This is a genomic window from Mycobacterium farcinogenes (assembly GCF_019739075.1).
In the GTDB taxonomy this organism is placed as follows: domain Bacteria; phylum Actinomycetota; class Actinomycetes; order Mycobacteriales; family Mycobacteriaceae; genus Mycobacterium; species Mycobacterium senegalense.
Genome location: NZ_CP081673.1, coordinates 5,656,863 through 5,675,425 on the forward strand (window position 1 = coordinate 5,656,863; position 18,563 = coordinate 5,675,425).

The window sequence follows — 18,563 nt, forward strand, 5'->3', positions numbered from 1 at the left end:
CGGGTGAGCGACAGAGATCTGCCTACCCTGTGGACCCACGAACCACACGACCAGCTGGCCTTCCGCCCGGGCGACCAGGTCGCGCGAATCGACACCAACGGCACGCCCGGCTTCCGCGGGAGCAAGGCCGACGCGCCCACTCTGCAAACCGAACGCAACCTGCGGCTGGCCTCACTGCAGGAAATGCTCTACGCGCGCAGCAAGAGTGGTGACGACAACCGTTCGGTGCTGCTGATCCTGCAGGGCATGGACACCGCGGGCAAAGGCGGGATAGTCAAACACGTGGTGGGAGCAGCAAATCCGCAGGGTATTCGGTACACCAGTTTCGGCAAACCGACCGAGGAGGAGCGCGCCCACCACTACCTGTGGCGGATCCGCAACGCACTGCCACCGGCCGGGCACATCGGCGTGTTCGACCGCTCACACTACGAGGACGTGCTGATCGTGCGCGTGCACAACCTGGTGCCGCCGGACGTCTGGGGTGCGCGCTACGACGAGATCAACGCCTTCGAGCGCGAATTGGTCGATGCCGGCACCACGCTGGTGAAGGTGGCCATGTTCGTCTCGCTCGCCGAGCAGAAAGAACGCCTGGCCGAACGCCTGGAGCGGCCCGACAAGTACTGGAAATACAACCCCGCTGACATCGACGAGCGGCTGCTGTGGCCCAAATACCAGGAGGCCTACCAGGCCATGCTGGAGAAGACGTCGACCGACTACGCCCCCTGGCACATCGTGCCGTCGGACAAGAAGTGGTACAGCCGGCTTGCCATCACCGAACTGCTCATCGAGGCACTCAAAGGTCTCAACATGTCCTGGCCACCGCCGGACTTCGATGTCGAAGCCGAGAAGAAGCGCCTGGCTGACGCCTGAGCCCGGACCTGTCGGCACCTAGCTGGCGAGGGCCCTTCGCCGAGCCGTCGTCCGGGCAACCGCTTTCTTCTTGGTGGGCGCCTTCTTCGGTGTTGTCTTCTTGGGCGTCGCCTTCTTCGCAGCAGCCTTGTTCTGCGTCGTCTGCTTCGTGGCGGCTCTCGTCGCGGGCGTCTTCTCGGCCGCAGCCTTCTTCGCCGGAGCTTTCTTCGCCGGAGCCTTCTTCGCCGCAGCCTTTTTGGCGGGAGCCTTCTTGGCGGGCTTCGCCGGCCGCGCAGCGGACAGCTCTGCCAGCCGGCATTCGAGAATCGAGACGTACTGTCCCAGGCTCGCCACATAGTCGACCAACGACTTGTCGCCCAGCTGTGTCCATCCGTTGCCGAGAGGTCCGCGCAGCTGCTCCCAGATATCTTCGAGCAGTTCCCGGTCCGTGCGGGTGTTGCTCGGCTTGGGTAGATGCGGTGCCACCGCAGGCGAAACCTCAACGGGGGCCGGATGACTGAACTCGCCGCGCATCGCCTTGGCGATCTCGCCGCGGAACCAGTCCATGTCGAGGTTGCCCGGGTCCCACTTCCCCTGCGCGGACCCGGCCCATTCCTTGTGGCCGATGTTGCGCTCCGCGCCGTACCCGAGCCTGGTCGTCAGCGCGGCGGCCACATCCCGCATCGAGATGATCTGTGCATCCGGCCACCGCTCGTCCGCGCGATAGCTGCCGTCCGGGTGGATTGTCGGCCAGGCGCATTCGACGCCGATGAGCCGGTTGTTGGCGGCGTTGGCGGGCAGGCCGAAGCCGCTGCCGCGGCCCGAATGGTTGCAGACCCCGACCGCGACGATCGTGACCGTCCCGTCGGGCGCGATGTGCAGATTGGCCAGCGGGCCCTGTAGGTCGGGGCGTCCGGCCCTGATGCTCTCCGGCCGTTCCCGGCTGTTGCCGGTGTGATGCCACATCACGCCCCAGATGTCACCGAAATCGCCGACTCCCGAATTCTCCCACCCCGCAAGGGTCTTCAACTTGTCGCCGAGAACCGGGCGCAGCACGTCTTCCAGCCAGACCGGGTCGCCGGCCCACCCGGCCTGCTGCTGGGCCGGCACCGGCGCCTGGCCGTCCAAGGCACGGGCCAGCACTTCATGCGCCTCGTCCCATTTCTCGCGGTACCGGTCAGGGAAGGCGCTGCCCTGCACAAGTTGCGCGAAGACACCCGCGGTGTGCGCGTCACGCGCGTTGACGTAATCGTCGGACAACCGGTCCAGGAACATATCGGCGGCAGCGTCCAGCGTCATCCGCTGGCTCGCGGTGCCCCACCACGCCTCGCCGTTCGGTCCCGGCTGCTGTTGGAAATAGCCGGACGACCGGTTGTCATCCGACGTCGAATCGTGTGGAAACCCGTCCGAATCAGGGTCATTGGTCGGATTGGACGGGCACCACCACTGCCGGTTCCCGCTCCCGTCAGCCGAGCCCACCTCGGTGGAAATCGTCATCAAGGCGATGATCGTCGCGGTCTCGGTCAACCCGCGACGCCGCGCCACGGCATGCACCTCCCGCGCGACCTGCTCACGGGTCCTCAGCGGTGCGGCGTTGAAAGACGTGAAACTCATTGGGATCACCTCAAGTTCGATCTTGATGGTTACGTGCGGACGGGAGTGCGACTGGACCAGTCGCGGACATGGTCGATGCCGAGTTGAAGGTAGGTGCGGCCGGGCAACACTTCGACGAACTCATAGGTGATGTGTGGCTTGGTCGGCGGCTGGGCCGCGAAGAAGGTGAGCGCCAGTCGCGCGGCATGCACGGCGGCGGCGGTCTCGGATCCGAATTGGGCCGGCACCACTCCCGGCAGCAACGACGAGACCAAACCCGCCCACACACCGTTGAGAATGCCGAGCGGGTTGGGCGGCAAGTCCACGCCCGCCTCGTCGAGCATCTTGATCAGATGCGGAATGACCTTCTGCATCATGCCGATCGGATCGCTCACGGTGGTATCCATGACGATGTTCTGGCCCTGACGGCAGACGTCGCCGACGTCGCCCAACGGCACGTTGGCGTAGAAATCGTCTGGCTGGACCAACTCGCACCAGTCCCACGTGCACGCCTCGCGCGGGACATGGAAGTTGCTGATGCCCTCCCCGTCCGGCACCGGGCCGAGGAAGAACGTGTGCCCGAATGCCCGTGACGGATTCGCCACCATCATGCCGCAGAAGTAGTTGCCGGCGAATCTCTCCAGGCGGCCTCCGGGCAGTAGTTCGGCACGTACCCTGCTCGCGGCGATCGCCCCCTGCGAATACCCGAGCAAGCAGAAGGTCCGGCTCGGATGCTGCTCGATCCAGTCGATGGCAAGCTCGACGGCGATCTCGACGGAATCGTTGCCGCTCGGTGCATTCGGGTTGTTCTCGGCGCCCACCGGAATGCCGCCCATCGACCCCGGGTAGAGGATCGGTACTTCCTCGAGATCCGCGGCCCACGCGACCCGGGACGTGTAGTCCATACCGACGATGCCGCCGGTGCCCCGGAAGGTCAGGGCAGCGTGGCGAGGCGGTGGCGGCGGAGGCCAGGCCCCAAGGCGCACACGGGTTTTGAAATCAGCGATACCGTTCTCAGGCATGCCGACTCGCCGCTGAAACTCTGCGACCGCGTCGGCGGTGGTCTGATCGTAGACGTCGCCCTCGGTCAGGCCCATGGTGCGGGCCCAGGCGAACTTTGCGACCAGTTTGCCGCGGATCAATGCGACATCGGGTCCGCTCATCGGCGGATCCGTGAGCTCGAAACCTCGCCAGGCCATAGCGCAGACCTCCCACGGAACCCAAGCGGATCATCTGTGTCTGCCCTCGCGAGCGTGACAATCCGATGCTCGCAGTCAGTTCGATTACGAGCACGAGTAGTGAGGTACTCGAATTCGGGTCGGCCGATCAGTCCGGGGGTGGCGGGTCGAGCATCTCGACCTTGCTGCCGTTCCAGTGATAGCGCACCATGGTCACCGTGCCGTCAGCGCACGCGTTGCAGCTCTGACCCGAACGGTAATTCAGCACGACGGTGTCGCCGGTCGATGCGCCCGCGTCGAGCGAGGTGAACCCGTAGGCCTTCCACGTCCCGGTCCCGAGGAACGTCCCGCGGTGAAACATCAGGGCCTGGATCGGTGAACTCGCCGTCCCGCCTTCGATCCCGACCAGGATGGCCGACAGGTCGGCACACGGGTTGTAGTTGCTCTGAAGCGGCGCACCCGCCCATCGGCGGCCGGTGACGCGGTCGACGGGCATCCGTGCCAGTGCCGACCACAAGGCGGTCATCTCGTCCGGGCCGCACACCGCCCGCGCCGGCGCCATCCGCGCGGACACCCCCATGAGGCCGGCCGCCATGACGCCAACCGCAACGACGGACACCATGACCTGACGCGGTGCGATGCTCACGGCGGCCCTCCCGCCTCAGTCAGTCAAGCCGAGTCCGTCCAGACTAAAACAGCAGCTGAGCCGGCGGGCCGACTCAGCTGCTGTTCTGCGAGCTCACGATGGGCCGACGCCCATCGCCAAGAACTACTTGACCAGGGTGAACTGGCCGATGTTGGTGATGCCGCGGCGGAAGAAGTCGGCGCAACCGGTCAGGTACTTCATGAACCGGTCGTAGACTTCCTGCCCCTGCAGGGCGATGGCCTCGTCCTTCTTGGCCTCCAGGTTGGCCGCCCACATGTCCAGCGTGCGCGCGTAGTGCGGACGCAGCAGGTGGATGCGCTCCAACTTGAAGCCCGAGCCGTCAGCCAGCTTCTCGATGTCCTCGACCGCGGGCAGCTGCCCGCCGGGGAAGATCTCCTCGCCGATGAACTTCATGAACTTCAGGTCGCTGATGGTCAGCTTGATGTTGTTCTCGCGGAAGAACTGCTGGGTGTGCGCCAGGATGGTGTGCAGCAGCATGATGCCGTCGTCCGGCAGGATGCTGTAGGCCCGCTCGAAGAAGATCGGGTAACGCTCCTGCTTGAACGCCTCGAACGCACCGATCGAAACGATGCGGTCGACAGGCTCGTTGAACTCTTCCCAACCCTGCAGCCGGATGTCGACGTTGCGGTTGGTGTCGATCTTGGCGAGCCGCTTGCGGGCGTAGTCGGACTGTTCCTTGCTGAGCGTGATGCCGATGACGTTGACGTCGTGGTTGATCAGCGCCCGCTCCAGGCAGCCGCCCCAGCCGCAGCCGATGTCCAGCAGGGTCATGCCCGGCTCGAGGTTCAGCTTGCCCAGCGCCAGGTCGAACTTGGCGTTCTGCGACTCCTCGAGGTTCATGTCCTCGCGCTCGTAGTAACCGCAGGTGTAACCCATGGTCGGCCCGAGGAACAGTGCGTAGAACTCGTTCGAGATGTCGTAGATCGACTGCGACTCCTCGTAGTACGGAGCAAGATCGGACTCGACGTTGGACATGCGAAAAATTACCTCTTTGCGTTTTCTGCTGCTGACGACCGACGGTTTGGGGCCGACGCGTGAGTTTTCACGCAGACTCTTTAGAGCGAGCCAGCAGGCCCTACTGTGGGTAGACTAGCTAAGCCTCGGCCAGAGTGCCAGCGCGGGTCGGTTCAGTACTTGTAGAAGCCCTGGCCTGTTTTTTTGCCCAGTTGCCCGGCCTCCACCATGCGCAACAAGAGCGGCGGCGCGGCGTACAAAGGCTCTTTGAACTCGTCAAACATCTTGTCGGCGATGAGCTTGAGGGTGTCCAGCCCCACCAGGTCGGACAACCGCAGCGGCCCCATCGGGTGGGACAACCCGGCCACCACCGCCTTGTCGACATCGTCAATTGTGGCAAAGCCGCCTTCGACCATCCGGATCGCCGCCAGGAGGTACGGCACCAGCAACGCGTTGACCACGAAACCGGACCGGTCAGAACAACGGACAACCTGTTTTCCGAGAACCGTGCCGGCGAATTCCTCGACGCGGGCCGCGGCGGCATCTGAGGTCACCAGGGTGCTGACCAATTCGACCAACGGCAACACCGGAACCGGGTTGAAGAAGTGCAGGCCCAGCACCCTGGCAGGATTCTGGGTAGCTGCTGCGAGTTTCATGATCGGGATGCTGGAGGTGTTGGAGGCCAGCACCGCGTCGGGGTCGGCGATCACGCGATCCAGGTCGGCGAAGATCTTTGCCTTGACGTTCTCGTCCTCGATCACCGCCTCGATGACCAGCTGACGATCGGCCAGGTCCTCGATCGAGGTGGTGAACGCCAGCTTGCCCAGCGCGGCGTCCTTTTCCGGCTCGGTGACTTTGCCGGCGCTCACGGCGCGCTCGAGGGACTTGGTGATGCGGTTGCGGCCCGCGGTGACGAGTGCGTCGGTGGTCTCGAACACCAGCACGTCGACGCCCGCCCGGGCGGACACCTCGGCGATACCCGCGCCCATCTGGCCGGCGCCGATCACACCTACACGTTCAATTCGATTGCTCACTAATTCACTTTCGTCTCAAGATCCGGACATGCGACAGGCCCCGCCCAAGAATTCTGAGCGGGGCCTGCTGCTGTCAAACCTTCGGGGGTCGAGGGTCTAGCCGAAGATCAGTGGAACTGACCCTCTTCGGTGGAACCGGCCAGCGCGGTGGTCGAGCTGTTCGGGTCAACCGTGGTGGCGATCCGGTCGAAGTAGCCGGCGCCGACCTCACGCTGGTGCTTGGTGGCGGTGTAGCCACGCTCTTCGGCGGCGAACTCGCGCTCCTGCAGGTCGACGTAGGCCTTCATCTGCTCGCGGGCGTAGCCGTAGGCCAGGTCGAACATCGAGTAGTTGAGGGCGTGGAAGCCGGCCAGGGTGATGAACTGGAACTTGAAGCCCATCGCGCCCAGCTCGCGCTGGAACTTGGCGATGGTGTCGTCGTCCAGGTGCTGCTTCCAGTTGAAGGACGGCGAGCAGTTGTAGGCCAGCATCTGGTCCGGGAACTCCGCCTTGACGCCCTCGGCGAACTTCTTGGCCAGCTCCAGGTCCGGGGTGCCGGTCTCCATCCAGATGAGGTCGGAGTACGGCGCGTAGGCCTTGGCGCGGGCGATGCAGGGCTCGAGGCCGTTCTTGATCCGGTAGAAGCCCTCGGAGGTGCGCTCACCGGTGATGAACGGACGGTCCCGCTCGTCGACGTCGGAGGTGATCAGGGTGGCGGCCTCGGCGTCGGTACGGGCGATGACGACGGTCGGCACGTCGGCGACGTCGGCAGCCAGGCGGGCCGAGGTCAGGGTGCGGATGTGCTGCTGGGTCGGGATCAGCACCTTGCCACCGAGGTGGCCGCACTTCTTCTCCGAGGCGAGCTGGTCTTCCCAGTGCGAACCGGCGACACCGGCGGCGATCATGGCCTTCTGCAGCTCGTAGACGTTGAGCGCACCACCGAAGCCGGCCTCACCGTCGGCGACGATCGGGGCGAGCCAGTTCTCGACCGAGGTGTCGCCCTCGACCTTGGCGATCTCGTCGGCGCGCAGCAGCGCGTTGTTGATGCGGCGGACGACCTGCGGCACCGAGTTGGCCGGGTAGAGGCTCTGGTCGGGGTAGGTGTGGCCGGACAGGTTGGCGTCGCCGGCGACCTGCCAACCCGACAGGTAGATGGCCTTCAGGCCGGCGCGGACCTGCTGGACGGCCATGTTGCCGGTCAGCGCGCCCAGCGCGTTGACGAAGTCCATGTCGTGCAGCTGCTCCCACAGCACCTCGGCGCCGCGGCGGGCCAGGGTGGCCTCCTCGACGACGGAGCCCTGCAGGGCAACCACGTCGGCCGGGGTGTAGGTGCGGGTGATGCCCTTCCAGCGGGGGTTGTGATCCCAGTCGTGCTGGATCTGCTCCGGTGACTTGGGGGTGCCCACGGTCGACATAGGACTGCTCCTTCGGTTTTTTGGTTCGGCCGCCGCGGTTACTTGCTAACGCCGCAGCGGCTTCACTGGTGTGCTAATCCGAAGATGGCACAACCTATATCCGCAGGTCCACCCGTTTCAGTTGCCAAGTTTCGCCAAAGCGCTTAGTTAACTTGCAAAGGTTGCGAAGAAATATGATGGCTGTACCGGTTCAGAAGCTACCGATGAGTAGCCCAAAGGCGCAGGTCAGTACGCTCGTACTGTTAAACCGGCAGGGGTCAGAGCGAGAACAGTGAGGCGATCGCTTTTGTCTCGTCGCCGACGGCATATGTGAGCGTTCTAACAGTGCGATCGGAGAGCTCTTCGCCGAACTTGTCGGTCGATCCGGCGGGGTGAACGTGCGACAGGATCTCGAGTTTCTCGCCGAGAGCCACCGCGGCGTCGTGCTCGATGGTCACCCGCAGCGGCTTCTCCAGCAGCTCGGGATGCGAGTACAGGTAGTCCTCGATCACGGTCCAGTAGACCGAGTTGTTCATGTGGTCGAACAGGTCGATGTCGGACACCCGGACCGGGTACTCGCGGATCTCGGCGGCATCCTCACGGCTGCCGGCCTTCAGGTAGGACTTCCAGCGCAGCCGGGCCTCGTCGGTGGTGCGGCGCAGGCCGGCCAGGAAGTCGTCGGAGATGCGGGCCGGACCCTGCGTCTCGCGGTTGATGTTGATCCAGAACGCCTCGGATTCCATCAGCCCGCCCTTGCGACCGTCGATCCGCACGCGCATCTCACACCACCGGTTGGAGGTCCCCGAGCACCAGCGCCGCATCCGCAGCATGTCCTGGAACTCGATCGGCTTGATCAGGTCGATCATCGTGCGCCGCACGATCCACAACGGATGGGTCTCCTCGAAGCCGAGTTCGCGAAGGTGGTCGGAGCCGATGTCCTGGATGTGGCGGGCGGCGGCGTCGAACCGCAGCCGGCCGGCCCGGTCGATGTCGCCCACCCGCAGCGGCCATTCCCGGTCGAAGACATCGGGATGGGGATCGGGCACCGGCATCATCACCTTGTTCAGCCCCGTGGTCGAATTCTGCGCGGTTCCCGTCATGATTCATCTCCAGTCGCTGTCGCCTGAGCCGATCATGCCAGGCGGCCCGATCCTGCCAGTAGAGACTGAACTGCCAAGAATGCAAAGGCGGTCTTCGCAGCCTTGTAGGCTATTTGACGTGGCAAAAACGTTCGTGGGGTCGCGCGTGCGACAACTCCGGAGCGAGCGTGGACTGAGCCAGGCGGCGCTGGCCCAGATGCTGGAGATCTCCCCCAGTTACCTCAACCAGATCGAGCATGACGTACGGCCGCTGACGGTGGCCGTACTGCTGCGTATCACCGAGGTATTCGGGGTCGACGCGACGTTCTTCGCCTCTCAGGACGACACCCGGCTGGTCGCCGAGATGCGCGAGGTGGCGCTGGACCGCGACCTCGGCGCCGATATGGACGCCGCCGAGGTCGCCGACATGGTCGCGGCGTACCCGAACTTCGCCCGCGCGATGGTCAACCTGCACCGTCGTTACCGGCTGACCACGACACAGTTGGCGGCCGCCACCGAGGACCGCTACTCCGACGGCAGCGGCAGCGGTTCGATCACCATGCCCCACGAGGAAGTGCGCGATTACTTCTACCAACGGCAGAACTACCTGCACGAGCTCGACACCGCCGCCGAGGATCTGACCGCCAAGATCCGGATGCACCGCGGCGACCTGGCCGGCGAGCTGGCCAACCGGCTCACCACAGTGCACGGCGTCCGGATCGTGCGACGCATCGACTTGGGCGACACCGTGCTGCACCGCTACGACCCGGCCACCAAGACCCTGGAGATGGGCAACCACCTGTCCAGCGGCCAGCAGGTCTTCAAGATGGCGGCCGAATTGGCGTTCCTCGAGTTCGGCGACCTCATCGACAAGATGGTCGACGAAGGCATGTTCACCAGTGACGAGTCCCGCACGCTGGCCCGGCTCGGGCTGGCCAACTACTTCGCGGCGGCGACCGTCCTGCCCTATCGCCAATTCCACGGTGTTACCGAGAATTTCCGCTACGACGTGGAACGGCTGTCGGCGTTCTACTCGGTGAGCTACGAGACCATTGCCCACCGGCTGTCCACCCTGCAGCGGCCGTCGATGCGCGGTGTACCGTTCTCGTTCGTCCGCGTCGACCGCGCCGGAAACATGTCAAAGCGTCAGTCCGCCACCGGGTTTCACTTCTCCTCTTCGGGCGGCACCTGCCCGCTGTGGAATGTCTACGAGACCTTCAGCAACCCGGGCAAGATCGGCGTGCAGATCGCCCAGATGCCCGACGGCCGCAATTACATGTGGGTGGCGCGCACCGTGGAACGACGGGCCTCGCGCTACGGGCAGCCCGGCAAGACGTTCGCGATCGGGCTGGGATGCGAACTGCGCCACGCCCATAGGTTGGTGTACTCCGAAGGCCTGGACCTCTCCGGCGAGGTCGCCACGCCCATCGGCTCGGGCTGTCGCGTGTGCGAACGCGACAACTGCCCCCAGCGCGCATTCCCCGCGCTCGGCAAGGCCCTCGATCTCGATGAGCACCGCTCCACGGTGTCGCCGTATCTGGTGCGGGAGCCCTAGCTTCTCCTCCTGCGCCGCTTTCCACCCCGCGGCGGCACCTGTGCCACACTCGGCGGGGTGAGTGCACTCGAGCCGGCCCGCATCGCGCCGGGCGGATTCCGTGAGCTGGGCCCGGTCAACTGGGCCATCGCCAAGCTGGGCGCCAGGGCCATCCGGGCGCCGCGGTTCACCCTGATGAACGTGTTGGGCCAGCACAAGCTGCTGTTCCTGGCCTGGCTGCCGTATTCGGGCCTACTGCTCGGCCCGCTGGGCAAGCTGACACGTCAGGATGCCGAGCTGGTGATCCTGCGGGTGGGCCATCTGCGGGACTGCGAATACGAATTGCAGCAGCACCGCCGGCTGGCCCGCAGCCGCGGCGTGGATGCCGAAACCCAGGCGCGCATCTTCGAGGGGCCCGACGCCGAGGGGCTGACCGACCGGCAGCGGGTACTGATCACCGCGACCGACGAGTTCGTCGTCACCCGGTCCGTCTCATCCGAGACCTGGGCGGCCCTGTCGAAGCTGCTCACCAAGCAGCAGCTCATCGAATTCTGTCTGCTGGCAAGTCAATACGACGGCCTGGCGGCCACCATGACCACGCTGCGGGTCCCGCTGGACTTCCCCGACTGAGCGATTTGGGTGCATCTGGCGGCGCCCACCGCCGCCAGATGCGCCCAAATCACACGTCTACAGGTAGGTGACACCCAGCAGCACCAGTGAGAACACCACCGGCGACAGCGGCAGCATCCACAGGAATGCCGCCCAGGTCCGGGATTTCTGCTGGTACTTCCGCCAGCCGAAGTAACCGCCGGCCGCTCCGCCGATGAGCGACAGTGCGGCCACCAAGAGCACCCAGATGTTCACCCGGGAGCCCTCGGTCGCCAAAGTGATGGCAGCCAGCCACAGGATGTGGCCGGCCACCAATCCGCCGATACCGGCGACGATTTCGTTTCTCAAAAGTTGATCATGTGGCCGGTCAGCCCGTGGAAGCACTCCTGCAGCGCCTCCGACAGGGTCGGGTGGGTGTGCACGTTGCGGGCCAGCTCGTTGGCGGTCAGGTCCCACTTCTGGGCCAGCGTCAGCTCCGGCAGCAACTCGGAGACGTCGGGCCCGATCAGGTGCCCGCCGATCAGTTCGAGGTGCTTCTTGTCGGCGATGAGCTTCACGAAACCGGTCGGATCGGCCAGGCCGTGGGCCTTGCCGTTGGCGGTGAACGGGAACTTGGCGACGACAACGTCGTAACCCTCGGCCTTGGCCTGCTCCTCGGTGAGCCCGAAGCTGGCCACCTGCGGCTGGCAGAATGTGGCGCGCGGCATCATCCGGTAGTCGCCGAGCGCGAGAGTCTCTGCACCGCCGATGGTTTCGGCCGCGACCACACCTTGCGCCTCGGCGACGTGCGCCAGCTGCAACTTGCTGGTGACATCGCCGATCGCGTAGATGCCCGGCACGTTGGTCCGCATGTAGTCGTCGATGGCGATGGCTCCGCGATCGGTCAGCGCCACGCCGGCCGCCTCCAGACCGAAGCCTTCGACGTTGGGGGCGAAGCCGATGGCCTGCAGCACCTTGTCGGCCTTGAGCTCCTCGGTCTTGCCGTCCTTGCTCACGGTGACCTTCACGCTGGAACCGTCGTCGGCAATTGCCTCGACCTTGGTGCCGGTGAGGATCTTCACACCCAGCTTCTTGTACTGCTTCTCGATCTCCTTGGAGACCTCGGCGTCTTCGTTGGGCAGGGCGCGCGGCAGGAACTCGACGATGGTGACGTCGACTCCGTAGTTCTTCAGGACGTAGGCGAACTCCATGCCGATCGCCCCGGCGCCGGCGATGATGATCGAACCCGGCAGTTCGCGCGAGAGAATCTGGGTCTCGTAGGTGACGACGTTGTCGGACAGCGAGGTGCCCGGCACCAGTCGCGTCGACGAGCCCGTGGCGATGATGACGTTGTCGAAGGTGAGCTCTTCGGTCCCGCCCTCATTCAATTTCACCGACATCGACTTGGGCCCGGTGAAGGTGCCGTAGCCGTGAACCTCGGTGATCTTGTTCTTCTTCATCAGGAAGTGCACGCCGGCCACGCGACCGTCAGCGACCTTGCGGCTGCGGTCGAAGGCGGCCCCGTAGTCGAACGTGGCCTCGCCGCTGATCCCGAAGGTCTTGGCTTCCTTGTTGAAGATGTGCGCGATCTCCGCGTTGCGCAGCAGCGCCTTGGACGGGATGCACCCGACATTGAGGCACACGCCGCCCCAGTATTTGGGTTCGACAATTGCGGTGTTCAGCCCCAGTTGGGCGGCACGAATGGCCGCGACGTATCCACCGGGACCAGCTCCGAGAACGACGACGTCAAAGTGGGTCACGACCCCACCCTAATGGGCGGCGCAATGGTGCTACCGGGCGATCCAGCCGAACACGTAGGCGCCGTAGAACACCGCCGCCGCGGCCAGTGCGGCCAGCGGCGCCGACATCAGGGCGATGGCCAGGCCCGATACCAGGGGTTTGCGCTGGGCGGTCGACGCCACCAGGGCGCCGACGGTGGTGACGACGGTGTAGGCGAGCACGGCGAACACCGGCCAGGTTTTGTCGGCCGACTGGTACCAGTAGTAGTAGAGGCCGGCTCCCGCCGCCGCGGAGACGAACCACACCCCCGCCAGCACGCCCACGAAAGTCCACCACTTGACCGATAGATAGGACCCTTCCACCACGATCGACGGTGCCGGGGCGGGCAGCGGAGCCGAGGGGGCGTCGTCGGCGACCGTCTCGTCCGGTGTCATGTCTTCGGCGGAAGGCACGGGCGACGACGATTTGTCTTCGATGACCTCGTTCTCGCCGGTGTCGAACAGCGGGGTGAAGTCGGCGGTGGACGTGTCGAGATCCTCAGCCATGGGATGCCACCTGGATGATCGCCAGCGCGCCGAACCAACCGGGCGCGACGGCCAGGACACATGCGCCGAACGTGGTGACCCATCGCCGGCCTGACACCAGGACCATCAGAATGCCGAGCACACCGGGCACACCGAGGACGAGGGCGATCACCACATCGGGCCGGACGGCGAACGTGACCAGCAGGGTGGTGGCGATGCCTGCCAGCAGCCCCACCGCTACGCCGACCAACATCGCGCTGGTCAGCAGCCACGCCCGTGGCAGCGGAATCACTCTTCGACGATAACGCCGCAGTGAGTCAGCGCCCGCTACATCCGCGCGGCGCGTCCTCCGGGGATCGGGCAGGCGTCGGCGGCTTCGTCGACGATGTGGCTGCCGGTGTCGACAGGGCGGGCTCCGGCGCTGTACTGGGCTCCGGTCACCGGTGATTGCTCGGCGAGCAGCGCGTTCTCGTCGTCGGTGAAGGCCCGGCCCCTCGACAGAAACCGCATGCCCTCGGGTGCTTCCAGGCTGAACCCACCGCCGCGGCCGGGCACGACGTCGATCACCAACTGGGTGTGCTTCCACGCCTCGAACTGCGGGCCGGAGATCCACACGGGGACGCCGAAGACCCCTTTGCTCCTCGCGTCCGCACCGCCCACGTCGAGGATCGCGAGCAGGATGTCGCGGTCGCCGACGATGAAGTCCCCGTCGGGGTAACACATCGGCGACGACCCGTCGCAGCAGCCGCCGGACTGGTGGAACATCAGCGCCCCGTGGCGTTCCTGGAGCCGCCCCAGCAAGTCGGCGGCGGCCGCGGTGATCAGGGCCCGCGCCGGTGCCTGGCCCATGCCGTCCCTCACTTCTCCTCGACAGTGGTGTTGTCCGGCTCACACTACGCGCGCGGTAACAATGTGGGTGTGGCGAAGGACCCTTACCTGTGGCTCGAGGACATCACCGGCGACGACGCGTTGGCGTGGGTGCGGGCACACAACGAGCCGACGGTCGCCGAGTTGGGTGGTGATCGTTTCGAGGCGATCCGCTCGGAGGTGTTGGAGATTCTCGACACCGATGCGCGGATCCCGTATCCGGGGCGGCGCGGTGAATATCTGTACAACTTCTGGCGCGACGAGGCGAACCCGCGCGGCCTGTGGCGGCGCACCACGCTGGAGAGCTACCGCACCGACGATCCGGACTGGGACGTGATCCTGGATCTCGACGAGCTGGCCCGCGTCGAGGGCGAGAACTGGGTGTGGTCCGGGCCCGAGGTGATCGAGCCCGATCACACACTCGCCATGATCAGTCTGTCCCGCGGGGGCGCCGACGCCACCGTGGTGCGCGAGTTCGACATGCGGACACGGGAATTCGTGCCCGGCGGGTTCGAGTTGCCCGAAGCCAAGTCGTCGGTGTCCTGGGAGGACGAGGACACCCTGCTGGTGTGCACGGACTTCGGTGAAGGTTCGATGACCGAGTCCGGCTATCCGCGGATCGCCAAGCGATGGCACCGTGGCCGGCCGCTGGCCGAGGCCGAAACCGTGTTCGAGGCGGAGCCGACCGATGTCCGGGTGATCGCGTCGATCGACCGGACCCCGGGCTTCGGGCACACCCGGTTGGGCCGCTACACCGACTTCTACAACCGCATCCGCTACGAGGTACGCGACGGCGAGCTGATCGAACTCAAGGTGCCGACCGACTCGTCGTTGTCGCTGCACCGCGAGTGGCTGCTGATCTCACTGCGCACCGACTGGCAGGTGGGGGATGTCACCTACCCGGCCGGCGCGCTGCTGGGCACCAGGTTCGACGATTTCCTTTCCGGCACCGCCGATCTCGCGATGATCTACGAGCCCGACGAGCACAGCAGCCTGTCGAGTGTGCAGTGGACGAAGGAGAAGCTGATCCTCGTCACCCTGCGCGACGTCGCCAGCCACGTCGAGATCGTCACTCCAGGGACCTGGGAACACACCGACGCACCGGACATCCCGCCGGCGACGGACACCATCGTCGTCGACGTCGATCACGAAGGTGACGAGGTCTTCTACAACTCAAGCGGATTCACCACCCCGTCGCGGCTGCTGTACGGCACAGCCGGCGGCCCGCTGGTGGAGATCAAATCGGCACCGGCGTTCTACGACGCCGAGGGCATCCGCGTCGAGCAGTTCTTCGCCACGTCCAAGGACGGCACCAAGGTTCCGTATTTCGTGGTCGGTCGCCGTGACGAACCGAGCCCCACCCACCTCTACGGCTATGGCGGATTCCAGAACTCGTTGACTCCCGGCTACCTCGGCGGCGCCGGGCGGGCCTGGCTGGCCCGCGGCGGCACCTACGTGCAGGCCAACATCCGCGGTGGCGGCGAGTACGGCCCGGTCTGGCACAAGCAGGCGATGCGCGAGAACCGCCATCTGGTGTACGAGGATTTCGCCGCGGTCGCGGCCGATCTGGTGCACCGCGGCATCACCACGGTCGAGCAGCTCGGCGCGTCGGGCGGCAGTAACGGCGGGCTGCTGATGGGTGTCATGCTGACGCACTACCCGGAGCTGTTCGGGGCGCTGGTGTGCAGTGTGCCGCTACTGGACATGAAGCGTTTCCACCTGCTGCTCGCGGGCGCGTCCTGGGTGGCCGAGTACGGCAATCCCGACGATCCGGCCGACTGGGAGTTCATGTCGAAATATTCTCCGTACCAAAATATTTCGGCTACCGCGAAGTACCCACCGATCCTGATCACCACCTCGACGCGCGATGATCGGGTGCACCCCGGCCACGCCCGTAAGATGACCGCGGCATTGGAGGCGGCCGGGCACCGGGTGCTGTACTACGAGAACATCGAAGGCGGCCATGGCGGTGCGGCCGACAACAAGCAGGCGGCGTTCAAAGCGGCGCTGACCTACGAGTTCTTGTGGCAGACATTGGGCTCCAGCCACGATTGACCCCGCAGCCAGGGCGTACACCGGTGGGCGTGAAGTTGCCGCACCGATCAGTCCCGACGGCGCAACCCGCCGAGCATCGCGACGAGCACCCCGAACACCACCAGCGCGCCACCTGCGGCCAGCGTGAGGTTGAGCCACTGGTGCAGACTGTCGATCGCATGGCCGGCCATGGCGTCGGCGATCTGCCGGATGTCGCCGGTGGTGTGGTTGAGCGCCTCGTTGAGGTAACGCCGTCCCGCTTCCAGCCCGGCCCAACCGGCCGCACCTACCAGTAGTGCCGAAACCCCGAGTGCGGCAAGCGTTTTACCGCGATCCCGGGCAACCGCCAAGGTCAGCAGGGCGAAAACACCGGCGAGCACCGTCACCCCGACGCTCACCCAGGGGCCCCAGACCGCCAGCGGACGCAAGATACCCGGCCGCAAACTGTCCGGCGCCGACGACGCGATGGGCACCGTAAGCGTTTGCGGCACTTCGACACCGAACTCGGACAGGGTCTTGCGGAACGACGCATCAGAGAGCATCGGCGCCAGGTCGATCACCCAGCTGCCGTCCTCGTTTCGGGCCAGCCGGTCGGTGAACATCCAGGTGTGGGCAACCTGGTTGGCCAACGCGAACTGCCCGGGAAAGTCCGGGCCCGAGGTGTAGGCCCCGGCGACGGCACGCACCTGCCGCGAGTCGACGTCCGCTCCGTTCTTCGATGCCAGGGACTGCACCTGGGTGGTCAGCTCGCCGGCCACGGCCTGCTGCAGCTGTGGGTCGGCGGCAGCTGCCGTGGCGAAGGCCGAGTAGCCCTGCTGGTCGATGATGTTCTTCTGCACCCATGCCGAGGGCACCGCGGCCGCCAGCAGGATCGTCGTCAAAACCCACAGGAACAGCGTCATGACGAAGCGCACGCCGTCCTCCTAGTCCCGGGCGGCGGCCAGACTGCTCAGTCCGACAGGGCACGCCCCACGATCAGCGGATCGGCGTGGCCGACCACGTCAAAATCCTTGTTGTCGTAGTCGAACTTACCGAGCACGTAGCGCATGGCGTTGATGCGGGCGCGTTTCTTGTCGTTGCTCTTGACCACGGTCCAGGGGGCGATCTCGGTATCGGTCCAGGCGAACATGTCTTCCTTGGCCGCGGTGTAGTCGTCCCATTTGTCCAGCGACGCCAGGTCGGTGGGTGAGAGTTTCCACTGCCGCACGGGGTCGACCTGACGGATGGTGAACCGGGTCCGTTGCTCGGACTGGGTGACGGAGAACCACAGCTTGGTCAGGCTGATGCCGTCGTTGACCAGCATCTGCTCGAACAGCGGGGCCTGGCGGATGAATTCGGCGTGCTGCTTGGGGCTGCAGTAGCCCATCACACGTTCCACCCCGGCGCGGTTGTACCAGGAGCGGTCGAACAGCACGATCTCACCGGCGGCGGGCAGGTGCTGCACATAACGCTGGAAATACCACTGGGTGCGTTCTTTTTCGGTGGGCTTCTCCAGCGCAACGACGCGGGCCCCGCGCGGGTTCAGGTGCTCCATGAACCGTTTGATGGTGCCGCCCTTGCCTGCGGCATCGCGTCCCTCGAAGACGATGACGTGCCGCAACCCGTTGCCCTGGCTCCACTTCTGCAGCTTCAGCAGTTCGATCTGCAGCAGTCGCTTCTGCTCTTCGTACTCCTGGCGCGACATCCGGTCGGAGTACGGGTAGTTCTCCCGCCAGGTGTCGACGACTTCGCCGCTGGGTTCCAGCAGCAGCACAGGATCGTCATCGTCGTCGTCGCGGACCGTGTACCCGGTGATGTCGAGAGTCACCGGCGCAACGTAGCCGACTGTGCGGACGAAACGGTGATGCTCCGGTGAACGCCCGGTAGCCACATATTGCAGTAGTGCACTACTCAGTCCGCCGGACCAACTCGGCGTAATGATCGTTGGCGTCAACGGTCACGTTCGGCATCTTCGGGAAGGGCAGCCCATGTTCATGACGCTCGTTGTTCGCAGGTTCGTGGTCAGCGCGGCAATAGCCGTCGGCGCGGCCGGACTGGGAGCCGGCGCGGCCACAGCCGCGCCGGGCATCTCCTACGACCCCGGCCCCGGCGACCCCATCGGCATCGGGGACAACTCGGCCACCGGTGCGCGGGCCGAGGCATCCGCCGGCAATCGAGCGTTGGCCATCAGCGTGTTCCGCCCCGCCACGGCCACGGCGGTGGGGCAGAACCGCACCGGGAACAAGGTGTTCGCGCTCGACGGCACGGCCGGGTTCCAAAAGGACTACATCGACCCGTATACCGGCGACCACGACAACACCGTCGTGGCGATCAACGGCACCGCGACGGTGCACGGTGAGTGGACCAACGTGCTCGCCGTCGGCAGCAAGGTGTCGAACAGGCCGATCGTCACCTACCCGGATGGCTCGCACGCGTTCGCCTACAGCGGGCCCGCAGCCACGTTCCCCGTCATCGTCCCCAGCTCCGTGGTGGTGATCTGCGGTCAGCGGATCACCGGAAGCGACGACGTCTTCGAGACCACCGGGGGCATCGCCTGCCGTGAGTGACCC

General features: G+C 65.6%; 18 protein-coding genes and 1 pseudogene. 5 read left to right on the top strand and 14 right to left on the bottom strand.

From position 1 onward, the window contains the following. Positions 1-3 precede the first annotated feature (3 nt). Positions 4-870 carry a polyphosphate kinase 2 family protein gene (locus K6L26_RS27020; protein WP_019345138.1) on the top strand — a complete coding sequence of 289 codons (867 nt, stop codon included), beginning with the start codon at positions 4-6 and terminating at the stop codon, positions 868-870. Between the two features lie 288 nt (positions 871-1,158). Here K6L26_RS27020 and K6L26_RS27025 read toward each other — a convergent pair. The 7 genes and pseudogenes from K6L26_RS27025 to K6L26_RS27055 form a co-directional block, all read right to left on the bottom strand. Continuing rightward, a pseudogene (locus K6L26_RS27025) lies at positions 1,159-1,959 on the bottom strand (peptidoglycan recognition protein family protein); the annotation flags it as partial. Positions 1,960-2,492: 533 nt separating this feature from the next. Then, positions 2,493-3,605, bottom strand: coding sequence for a peptidoglycan-binding domain-containing protein (locus tag K6L26_RS27030; RefSeq protein WP_162562724.1), 1,113 nt, complete (start codon positions 3,603-3,605; stop codon positions 2,493-2,495). Between the two features lie 163 nt (positions 3,606-3,768). Further along, positions 3,769-4,266, bottom strand: coding sequence for an LppP/LprE family lipoprotein (locus K6L26_RS27035; RefSeq protein ID WP_064895776.1), 498 nt, complete (start codon positions 4,264-4,266; stop codon positions 3,769-3,771). Positions 4,267-4,389: 123 nt separating this feature from the next. Continuing rightward, positions 4,390-5,262: a cyclopropane mycolic acid synthase family methyltransferase gene (locus K6L26_RS27040; protein WP_019345142.1), complete on the bottom strand. Its 873-nt coding sequence runs from the start codon at positions 5,260-5,262 to the stop codon at positions 4,390-4,392. 152 nt (positions 5,263-5,414) lie between these two features. Continuing rightward, positions 5,415-6,275, bottom strand: a complete 861-nt coding sequence (locus K6L26_RS27045; RefSeq protein ID WP_036389337.1) for a 3-hydroxybutyryl-CoA dehydrogenase — start codon at positions 6,273-6,275, stop codon at positions 5,415-5,417. 107 nt (positions 6,276-6,382) lie between these two features. Beyond that, on the bottom strand, positions 6,383-7,669 hold the full coding sequence (aceA, locus tag K6L26_RS27050; RefSeq protein WP_003883055.1) for an isocitrate lyase: 1,287 nt from the start codon (positions 7,667-7,669) through the stop codon (positions 6,383-6,385). Positions 7,670-7,926: 257 nt separating this feature from the next. Continuing rightward, the gene (locus tag K6L26_RS27055) at positions 7,927-8,748 is read right to left on the bottom strand and encodes an acyl-[acyl-carrier-protein] thioesterase (protein ID WP_064895778.1); all 822 of its coding nucleotides are present in this window, start codon (positions 8,746-8,748) and stop codon (positions 7,927-7,929) included. Between the two features lie 118 nt (positions 8,749-8,866). Between K6L26_RS27055 and ramB the strand changes: the two genes are divergently transcribed. Both ramB and K6L26_RS27065 read left to right on the top strand, forming a co-directional pair. Then, on the top strand, positions 8,867-10,282 hold the full coding sequence (ramB, locus tag K6L26_RS27060) for an acetate metabolism transcriptional regulator RamB (protein WP_036389338.1): 1,416 nt from the start codon (positions 8,867-8,869) through the stop codon (positions 10,280-10,282). A gap of 57 nt (positions 10,283-10,339) precedes the next feature. Continuing rightward, entirely contained in the window at positions 10,340-10,891 is a 552-nt protein-coding gene (locus K6L26_RS27065; protein WP_036389339.1) for a carboxymuconolactone decarboxylase family protein, read from the top strand. 57 nt (positions 10,892-10,948) lie between these two features. Here the strand turns inward: K6L26_RS27065 and K6L26_RS27070 are convergent, their stop codons facing one another. Genes K6L26_RS27070 through K6L26_RS27090 form a run of 5 tightly spaced genes read right to left on the bottom strand, consistent with a single transcriptional unit; the run spans position 10,949 to position 13,962 of the window. Beyond that, positions 10,949-11,218: a flagellar basal body-associated FliL family protein gene (locus K6L26_RS27070; protein WP_036389340.1), complete on the bottom strand. Its 270-nt coding sequence runs from the start codon at positions 11,216-11,218 to the stop codon at positions 10,949-10,951. After that, on the bottom strand, positions 11,215-12,609 hold the full coding sequence (lpdA, locus tag K6L26_RS27075) for a dihydrolipoyl dehydrogenase (RefSeq protein WP_019348529.1): 1,395 nt from the start codon (positions 12,607-12,609) through the stop codon (positions 11,215-11,217). Before lpdA ends, K6L26_RS27070 begins: the two co-directional genes overlap by 4 nt. Before the next feature lie 30 nt (positions 12,610-12,639). Continuing rightward, positions 12,640-13,134, bottom strand: a complete 495-nt coding sequence (locus K6L26_RS27080; RefSeq protein ID WP_230983452.1) for a hypothetical protein — start codon at positions 13,132-13,134, stop codon at positions 12,640-12,642. Then, positions 13,127-13,405 carry a putative holin gene (locus tag K6L26_RS27085; protein WP_221852120.1) on the bottom strand — a complete coding sequence of 93 codons (279 nt, stop codon included), beginning with the start codon at positions 13,403-13,405 and terminating at the stop codon, positions 13,127-13,129. The genes K6L26_RS27080 and K6L26_RS27085 overlap by 8 nt, the downstream gene beginning before the upstream one ends. Before the next feature lie 35 nt (positions 13,406-13,440). After that, on the bottom strand, positions 13,441-13,962 hold the full coding sequence (locus K6L26_RS27090; protein WP_221852122.1) for a DUF779 domain-containing protein: 522 nt from the start codon (positions 13,960-13,962) through the stop codon (positions 13,441-13,443). 69 nt (positions 13,963-14,031) lie between these two features. Between K6L26_RS27090 and K6L26_RS27095 the strand changes: the two genes are divergently transcribed. Continuing rightward, positions 14,032-16,035 carry a prolyl oligopeptidase family serine peptidase gene (locus tag K6L26_RS27095; RefSeq protein ID WP_435405351.1) on the top strand — a complete coding sequence of 668 codons (2,004 nt, stop codon included), beginning with the start codon at positions 14,032-14,034 and terminating at the stop codon, positions 16,033-16,035. 47 nt (positions 16,036-16,082) lie between these two features. Here the strand turns inward: K6L26_RS27095 and K6L26_RS27100 are convergent, their stop codons facing one another. After that, positions 16,083-16,928 (bottom strand): hypothetical protein, encoded by an 846-nt coding sequence (locus tag K6L26_RS27100; RefSeq protein WP_221852126.1) that lies wholly within the window; start codon positions 16,926-16,928, stop codon positions 16,083-16,085. Positions 16,929-16,963: 35 nt separating this feature from the next. Then, positions 16,964-17,821 carry a polyphosphate kinase 2 gene (gene ppk2, locus K6L26_RS27105; RefSeq protein WP_019349153.1) on the bottom strand — a complete coding sequence of 286 codons (858 nt, stop codon included), beginning with the start codon at positions 17,819-17,821 and terminating at the stop codon, positions 16,964-16,966. Between the two features lie 166 nt (positions 17,822-17,987). Between ppk2 and K6L26_RS27110 the strand changes: the two genes are divergently transcribed. Beyond that, positions 17,988-18,560, top strand: a complete 573-nt coding sequence (locus K6L26_RS27110; RefSeq protein WP_131721868.1) for a hypothetical protein — start codon at positions 17,988-17,990, stop codon at positions 18,558-18,560. The last annotated feature ends 3 nt before the right edge of the window (positions 18,561-18,563 follow it).